At 67.1% G+C, this 6,867-nt stretch carries 7 protein-coding genes; all 7 read right to left on the bottom strand.

The genetic code is table 11. The features are described 5' to 3' along the window. Positions 1–112: 112 nt before the first annotated feature. The 7 genes from pstB to QH470_RS28885 all read right to left on the bottom strand — a co-directional run bounded on the left by pstB (position 113) and on the right by QH470_RS28885 (position 6,685). Positions 113–889: a phosphate ABC transporter ATP-binding protein PstB gene (pstB, locus tag QH470_RS28915; RefSeq protein WP_280275524.1), complete on the bottom strand. Its 777-nt coding sequence runs from the start codon at positions 887–889 to the stop codon at positions 113–115. Positions 890–909: 20 nt separating this feature from the next. After that, positions 910–1,812, bottom strand: a complete 903-nt coding sequence (gene pstA / locus QH470_RS28910) for a phosphate ABC transporter permease PstA (RefSeq protein ID WP_280275523.1) — start codon at positions 1,810–1,812, stop codon at positions 910–912. Continuing rightward, positions 1,812–2,717 carry a phosphate ABC transporter permease subunit PstC gene (gene pstC, locus QH470_RS28905; RefSeq protein WP_280275526.1) on the bottom strand — a complete coding sequence of 302 codons (906 nt, stop codon included), beginning with the start codon at positions 2,715–2,717 and terminating at the stop codon, positions 1,812–1,814. The genes pstA and pstC overlap by 1 nt, the downstream gene beginning before the upstream one ends. A gap of 227 nt (positions 2,718–2,944) precedes the next feature. Next, on the bottom strand, positions 2,945–4,063 hold the full coding sequence (gene pstS, locus QH470_RS28900) for a phosphate ABC transporter substrate-binding protein PstS (protein ID WP_280275522.1): 1,119 nt from the start codon (positions 4,061–4,063) through the stop codon (positions 2,945–2,947). 242 nt (positions 4,064–4,305) lie between these two features. Beyond that, complete coding sequence (gene mshD, locus QH470_RS28895; protein WP_425302809.1) at positions 4,306–5,241, bottom strand: mycothiol synthase; 936 nt, start codon at positions 5,239–5,241, stop codon at positions 4,306–4,308. Between the two features lie 68 nt (positions 5,242–5,309). Then, a complete protein-coding gene (locus QH470_RS28890) occupies positions 5,310–6,068 on the bottom strand; it encodes a winged helix-turn-helix transcriptional regulator (protein ID WP_280275521.1) in 759 nt (252 codons plus the stop codon). Positions 6,069–6,481: 413 nt separating this feature from the next. Further along, positions 6,482–6,685 (bottom strand): hypothetical protein, encoded by a 204-nt coding sequence (locus QH470_RS28885; protein ID WP_280275520.1) that lies wholly within the window; start codon positions 6,683–6,685, stop codon positions 6,482–6,484. Between the last annotated feature and the right edge of the window lie 182 nt (positions 6,686–6,867).

Here is a 6,867-nt window from a genome sequence, read left to right as displayed (position 1 = left end):
CCCCCCCCCCCCCCCCCCCCCCCCCCCCACAACCCCCCCCCCCACCGGGCCCACAAACCCCCCGCCGGGGCTACGCCGCGGCCAAAAATACAGACCAAACTAAGCCCGTAACCTACCCGAACCGCCCCGAAATATAATCCTCCGTCTCCTTCCGAGAAGGATTAGAGAAAATCCGCTCCGTCTCATCGATCTCGATCAACTTCCCCGGCTTCCCCTGAGCCTCCAAATTGAAAAACGCAGTCTGATCACTAACCCGAGCCGCCTGCTGCATATTATGCGTAACAATCACAATAGTAAATTCCTTCTTCAACTCCGCAATCAAATCCTCGATAGCCAGAGTAGAAATAGGATCCAACGCAGAACAAGGCTCGTCCATCAACAACACATCAGGCGAAACCGCGATAGCCCGAGCAATACACAACCGCTGCTGCTGACCACCCGAAAGCCCCCCGCCCGGCTTGTCGAGCCGATCCTTCACTTCGTTCCACAGATTGGCCCCCTTGAGCGACCGCTCCGCGACCTCGTCCAACTCCTTCTTGTTGCGCACCCCCTGCAGCTTCAACCCCGCCACCACATTGTCCCGAATGGACATGGTGGGGAACGGGTTCGGCCGCTGGAACACCATCCCGATGGTCCGCCGCACCCCCACCGGATCGATCTGCGACCCGTAGATGTCCTCCCCGTCGAGCAGCACCGCGCCCTCGACGCGGGCGTTCGGCGTCACCTCGTGCATGCGGTTGAGCGAGCGCAGCACCGTGGACTTGCCGCAACCCGACGGACCGATGAAGGCGGTGACACTGCGCGGCAGCACGGTGAGCTGCACGTCGGCGACGGCATGGAATTTGCCGTAGTAGATGTTGAGATCTTTGACGTCGATCCGCTTGGCCATGTCGAATGTTCCGTTCGCTTCTATCGGTTCCGGGTGAGCAGCTTGTTGAGGACCGCGGCCCCGAGATACAGCAGCGCGATGATCAAAATCAGCGTCAGGGCCGCGCCCCACACCCGCCACCGGCCGGCCGGTTCCGGGTTGGCCAGCTCCTGGTATATCAGCAGCGGCAGCGACGCCATGTTCCCGTCGAAAAGGTTGGTATTGATGGACTTCGAGTAGCCGACCAATACCAGTACGGGCGCGGTCTCGCCCATGACTCGCGCCACCGCCAGCAGCATGCCGCTGATCATGCCCGGCAGCGCGGTCGGCACCACGATCCGAAGAATGGTCTTCCATTTCGGTATCCCCAGGGCGTAAGACGCCTCGCGCAGCTCGTCGGGCACGAGCTTGAGCATTTCCTCGGTGCTGCGGACCACGACCGGCAGCATCAACAGCACCAGTGCCAGCGCGACCGCGAGGGCGCTCTGCGGTGCGCCGAGGGTGGCGATCCAGAGCGCGAAGACGAACAGGGCGGCGACGATCGACGGCACACCGGCCAGGATGTCGACCATGAAGGTGGTGGTCCGGGCGAGCCAGCCGCGGCCGTATTCGACCAGGTAGATGGCGGCCATGATGCCCAGCGGCACCGCGATCACGGCGGCCACGGCGGACTGCACGATGGTGCCGTAGATGGCGTGGTAGACACCGCCCGCGTACTGATCGGGCAGTACGCCCTTCTGCGACTTGCCCCACCAGCCGCTGCTCACGACGGCGTCGAAGCCCTTGCTGAGCACCAGGATCAGCACCCAGCACAGCGGCACCAGCGCGATCGCGAAGCACAGCCACATCACCGCGGTGGCGGCCTGGTTGCGGATCCGGCGGCTCAGGCTGATGGTCCGGAACGCGGGCGCCTTGATCGGGCGGTCGAGAGTGGTTGTGGCCATTACCCGTTCACCTTCCCGCCGGCCGCGATCCGCGCCAGCGCGTTGACGACGAAGGTCAGCGCGAACAGCACGAAGCCGGCGGCAATGTAGGCGCCGGTGGGCAACGCCTGACTGAATTCGGAAGCGGCCGAGGCGATCTTGGAGGCGAAGGTGTAGCCGCCGTCGAACAGCGACCAGTGCCCCGCCGACGCCGCGGTGCGCAGCACCACCAGCACCGCGATGGTCTCGCCGAGCGCGCGGCCGAGGCCGAGCATGGACCCGGCGATCACGCCGCTGCGGCCGTAGGGCAGCACGGTCATCCGCACCACTTCCCACTTGGTGGCGCCGAGCGCCTGCGCGGCCTCGATGTGCGCGCGCGGCGTCAGGTTGAACACCTCGCGGCTGACCGAGGTGATGATCGGCAGGATCATCACCGCGAGCACCACACCGGCGGTGAAGATGGTGCCGCCGCCGCTGATCGAGACGTTGCCGTCCTTGAACAGGAAGAACCAGCCGAGGTTGTCGTTCAGGAATTCCTCGAACGGCGCCAGCTGCTGGGCCAGCACCAGGAAGCCCCAGAGACCGAACACGATCGAAGGCACCGCGGCCAGCAGGTCGACGATGATGGCGAACGGCCGGGCCAGCACCTTCGGCGCGTACTGGGTCAGGAACAGTGCGATCCCGACGCCCAGCGGCACCGCGATCACCAGTGCCAGCAGCGAACTCAGCACCGTGACCATGAACAGGTCCCGGATGCCGAAGTGCATGTTGTCGGCGTTGCCGACGTTGAAATCCGCACTGGTGAAGAAGTTGGCCTTATTCGCCGCCACCGACGGCACCGCCCGGATCAACAGGAACAGCGCGATGAGCGCGATCGCCGCGACGATGGTCGCGCCGGCGGCGGTGGCCAGCGAGCGGAAGATCATTTCCGCCCGGGCGCTGTGCGCCACGCGGCCGCGTTGCGCCGGTTCGGTGCTGGGTTCGCTGGACATAGGGGGAGTATATCCACCCGCCCGCCGGCCCGGCGTAAAAGCTCGGTGCGCGGGGGGTGCGTGGAACTGGGGGGTTTACCCCCCCCCCCCCCGGGCCCCGGCCTAACCCCTGGGGCCCGCGGCGGTGACTTCGTCGTGCACGGTCATGGGGTTCTACGCAATCAGGAGATGGCGTCGATGGCGGTGGTCAGCTTGGCCTTGAACGCGTCCGGGATCGGCACGTAGCCGGCCTCGTCGAGGCCGGTCTGGCCATTGTTGATCGCCGAGGTCAGGAACGCCTTGACCGCCTTGGCGGTCTCGGCGTCGCTGTACTTCGAGCAGACGATCTCATAGGTCGGCAGGATGATCGGGTACGCGGCCGGGTCGGTCGGCTTGTAGAACGAGCTGGTGTCGATGACCAGGTCGTTGCCCTGTCCGACGATCTTGGCCGACGCGATCGCGGCGGCGGCGGACTGCGCGTTCAGCTCCACCGGCTTGACCGAGGGGTTGGTCAGGATGCGCGCCACCGACAGGTTCTGCGACCTGGCGAACGACCACTCGTTGTAGGTGATCGAGTTCTTGGTTTTCGTGATCGCGCCCGAGGTGCCCTCGTTGCCCTTGACACCCTCGCCGACACCGCCGGCGAAACCCTTGCCCGCGCCCTTGCCCCAGGCGCCCTCGGAAGCGGCGTCCAGGTACTTCTGGAAGTTGTCGGTGGTACCCGACTCGTCGCTGCGGAAGATCACGTGGATGTCCTGATCCGGCAGCTTGCTCGCGTTCGCGGTGTTCAGCTTCTGGATCGCGACGTCGTTCCACTTGGTGATCTGGCCGTTGAAGATCTTGGCCGTGGTCGGGCCGTCCAGCACCAGGTCGTTGACGCCGTCGATGTTGTAGGTGACGGCGATCGGGCCGAACACGGTGGGCAGGTCCCACGCCGGGGCGCCGCAGCGGGCGGCGGCCTTGTTCGGCTCGTCCTTCTTCGCGTCCAGCGGGGAATCCGAACCGCCGAAATCGGTCTGGCCGCCGATGAACTCGTTCACACCGGCGCCGGAGCCGCTGGACGTGTAGTCGAGCGTGTGGCCGTCGCAGTTCGCCTCGTAGGCGGCGACGAAACGGTCCATGGCGTTCTTCTGCGCCGAGGAACCGCTGGCCTTGAGCGCTTTCTTGCCGCCACAGTCGACCTTGACGGTCGCGGCGACACCGGTCTCGGTCGTGTTGTCGTCACTGCCACAGGCCGTCAGGGTCAACGCACCTGCCGCGGCCAGCACACCGAGCAGAGCGCTGCTGCGCTTGAGATTCACCTATGTCCTCCGGGAATCGCTTAGTACACGCCCGGTCCCTCAACAACCGGACGGGTGCCGTGTGGTGGCCGTTCGCACCGAACTCGCGCACCAGGCAGTGAATGCTGCCCATAAGTAACCTAGGTTCGGCCGGTTGACAGTTGGACCTGGGCAAGTGAACGCGGAGTGAACAACCCGGCGCGATTGCGCGATACCGCTGTGACATTTGCCGCAGTGTTACTGAGATCGCCTCCCGGCGGCCGTCACCGCGCGGCGTAGGCGGCGTCGACGTGAGCGGTCTCGAAGCCCAGCCGGGTGTAGGTGTGCACCGCCGCGGTGTTGTCCGCCTCGGTGTAGAGCAACACCTCGTCCAGCCCGCGCTCGCGCAGGTAGTGCAGCCCGGCGAGAGTCAGCAACCGGCCCAGCCCGCGGCCTTGGGCAGCCGGGTCGACGGCGACCACGTACACCTCGCCCACCGACGGCTGATCGGCCGTCTCGGGATGCACCTTGGTCCAGTGAAAGCCCAGCATCCGCCCGGGATGGGCCGGGTCGACCGCGACGAACAGGCCCTTCGGATCGAACCACGACGAGTCGCGGCGCACGGCGATGTCGTCCTCGGACCACCCGCCCTGTTCGGGGTGCCAGTCGAACGCGGCATTGTTCACCCGGAGCAGTTCGGCGTCGTCCGCGGGGCCCGCGTAGGTGCGCAGAAGAATGTCCGGGGAGGCCGCGAGTTCCGGTAGCTCTGGAGTTGCCAATGGACGGCGCATTTGCCACAGTTCGCGGGCGACGGTCAGCCCTAGCCGTCCCGCCACGGCACGCGCCGACGCCAGATTTCCGTGCGCCCACACCCGGGCGCCGGAGCCCCCGGCGGCCAGTGCGGTCGAGACCAGGGTGGCGCCGATGCCGCGGCCTCGCTGCCGCGGATCCACCACCGCCTCGGCCATCGCCGGGTGTTCGCCATGGGCGGGAACGAGATTGGCGTAGCCGAGCACCTCGCCGTCCCGGGCGGCCAGCAGATGCCGGGCCGGGGACGTGGCGGTCAGCGACAGCACGGCCTGTTCGGAGACGGGCTCGACCCCGTCGGCGGTGGCCGCCCGCTCCAGCACCTCCCGGATCCGCGCCGCGGTGTCGGGCGCGAGCCGGTCGGTCCAGCCCGTCACCACCTGATCGGAATCCGGCTCGCCGCGATCAGCCACGCGACGCCTCCTGCCTGTCGACTGCGACGTACATGATCATCGTCGGCCGTCACGCTACCCGGCACGGGTCAGGGGGCGACGCCCTCGGGCGCGTCGAGAGCCTCGCCGGGGCCGTCGCTGTCGTCGGGGAAGCTGGTCGGCTCGCCCTTGCCGCTGTTGCGCGCCGGGCGCACGGCCTTGTAGCCGACGTTGCGCACCGTGCCGATCAACGACTCGTACTCGCTGCCGAGCTTGGCGCGCAACCGCCGCACGTGCACGTCGACCGTGCGGGTGCCGCCGAAGAAGTCGTACCCCCACACCTCCTGCAGCAGCTGAGCGCGGGTGAACACCCGGCCGGCGTGCTGCGCGAGGTATTTGAGCAGCTCGAATTCCTTGTAGGTGAGATCGAGCGGGCGGCCGCGCAATCGGGCGGTGTAGGTGCCCTCGTCGATCACCAGCTCGCCGAGGGTGATCTTGCCGGAATTCTCCGGACTGGCCGCGCCGCCGTTGCGCGCCACCAGCAGCCGCAACCGGGCATCCAGTTCGGCGGGGCCGGTCCCCGGCAACAGGATGTCGTCCAGACCCCAGTCGGCGTTCACCGCCACCAGGCCGCCCTCGGTGAGCACCGCGACGACCGGCACCGACGATCCGGTGCTACCGAGCAACCGGCACAGCCCGCGGGCGGCCGCCAGATCGGTTCTCGCATCGACCAACGCCACATCCGCGGTGCCCGCCTCCAGCAGGGAGGCGACCTCCGTCGGCGCCGGCCGGACGTTGTGCGGTAACAACGCCAACGACGGCAGCACCGACTCCGGATTCGGGTCGGAGGTCAGCAGGAGCAGCTCCACCAGCTCTCCTCCCAATCTGGCATGTCCGCGGCAACCTCGGTGTCATTCGCGAATTCATGCTCGTCCGCACAGGTAATTCGTGCCTACATTAGCGCGTCGAGTCCGATGACCACGCATTCCAGGCAACCGAGGCACCCGAGTCGGTAGCCGGGCGGCCACCAGGTGGGGCCGGGCCGCCCGCCGCGCCCACATGGGCAACTCCATGCACCCGCATCTGACCGGCGTGGCGATGAGCGCCGACGTCAAGAGTTCGCGGTGTTGATCACCGTAGGTTGAACAGCCCGCTGAGCTGTGCTTATGCCGCACCCCCAGCCAACCGTGGCTGTGGTATCGATCACTGGCACCGAGGTGCGCGAGCGTCGTTGGACGCCATCAGCGATCGCATGTGGTTGCGGACGCCGACGCCGCCGTCTTCAGCATCCGATCCCCAGCGGGAGGTCACAGCTGGAGAAGGAGTTGGACGAACCGGAGTCGGCCAGACCCACCTCGAGTGTCGGCTGCTCCGAATTCCGCGCCGGCGCGACTGGGGCAGGCTCGAGCGGCACACCGGTGGCCGCGGCCTGGCCGGACCCGAACACCACCCCGGCCGCGATCGCGCCGACCACGATTCTCGTCACACAGCGTGAACTCGCAATGCCGTCTGGATTGTCCGGCCCCGGACGGGCTGCGGGTAACACGTAAACAACCAGTCCTCGCCTGGCACAACAAGACCGGCAAGATGGCCGATACACACCTCGTTGCCGGTAGGGCAGACTGTGGCCCCCGCCGCCGGACGAATTCCGCAGGCGCAGCACGTCAA

It is taken from the genome of Nocardia wallacei (assembly GCF_029868745.1).
Taxonomy (GTDB): Bacteria; Actinomycetota; Actinomycetes; order Mycobacteriales; family Mycobacteriaceae; genus Nocardia; species Nocardia wallacei_B.
The sequence above is the reverse complement of the archived record's forward strand: the minus strand, read 5'-3'. Positions and strand labels throughout refer to the sequence as shown.